Raw genomic sequence first — 1213 nt, forward strand, 5'->3', positions numbered from 1 at the left:
AGTTGAGCTACACCGGCTTTATCTATCCTAACATTATGTAAGAATAAATATGGTGGAGGATGACGGGCTCGAACCGCCGACCCTCTGCTTGTAAGGCAGATGCTCTCCCAGCTGAGCTAATCCTCCATATTGTGTTGTGTTGTCATTTCGAATGTCTCTCGATCCGACAAATAGTATTATATAACGATAAGATATTGTTTGTAAAGACTTTTTTAAAATAATTTTTGAATTTATTTTAACGTTGTTTTTTCATCTTTTCGTTAAGGCACCTAAAGAATTCTACCACTTGTCTCATCATTTTAAAAGTCTTTTTTTCATCTTTTTATGTTTTTTTGTTAAAAAGGGCTCTAATAAAGCTTTATTGATGTGAAATTACCCTTTTCAAGCTTTTTACATGCTTATTTTATTCAATATATCTTCTCATACAAATCATTTAGAGAAAGAATTCTTTTATTATTTTATTTTTCTGAGAAATCATTCTCATGTAAAAATATCCTTAAATGATGCTGTTTCTTTACTATCTTCAATATCAAAGTGTTACTAAGGGTAACAAGCTAGTTATTGATTCTTTCTTGTTCTTACTTAGAGCGAAAAATTCAACTGTAGGTGTTCTATGTTCTTTGGCGATACTCAGTCCTCTAGTGTGTCTCTAAACAGTCCTCTGTATCTGGCTGCCAAAGAAAATTCTTTTTAGCTGCTTTCTATGCTTTTGATCTTCATCCTAAACGAATTGAACGGCCGACCCACAACAACAGCTGCGTTGTTCAATGAAAATACATGAAAGTGAGACGGACGGAAAGATCAACTTATCGATGAGGCATTTACTAAATCATCACTTCTCACTTTACAAAGTGATTTAATAGAAGTAATTTTTTCAAAAAACACAAAAAAGACCAGTTCCGTATGGAACTGATCCTTAGAAAAGCTTGGCGGCGTCCTACTCTCACAGGGGGAGACCCCCAACTACCATCGGCGCTGAAGAGCTTAACTTCCGTGTTCGGTATGGGAACGGGTGTGACCTCTTCGCTATCGCCACCAAACCTGATGGAGAGAATGTTCTCTCAAAACTAGATAACAATGTTCATGCTTCACATTAGAATATAGGTTAAGTCCTCGATCTATTAGTATCTGTCAGCTCCACGTGTCACCACGCTTCCACCTCAGACCTATCAACCTGATCATCTTTCAGGGATCTTACTTCCTTGCGGAATGG

General features: G+C 36.9%; 1 tRNA gene and 2 rRNA genes. All 3 read right to left on the minus strand.

From position 1 onward, the window contains the following. Positions 1–50: 50 nt before the first annotated feature. Positions 51–126 (minus strand) — tRNA-Val (locus C6348_RS18770). Between the two features lie 798 nt (positions 127–924). Beyond that, positions 925–1040: ribosomal RNA gene (gene rrf / locus C6348_RS18775) — 5S ribosomal RNA — on the minus strand. A 61-nt stretch (positions 1041–1101) separates the two neighbouring features. Then, a 23S ribosomal RNA gene (locus C6348_RS18780) occupies positions 1102–1213 on the minus strand; the annotation flags it as partial.

The organism is Bacillus sp. YBWC18, assembly GCF_002998775.1.
Lineage (GTDB): Bacteria > Bacillota > Bacilli > Bacillales > Bacillaceae > Bacillus.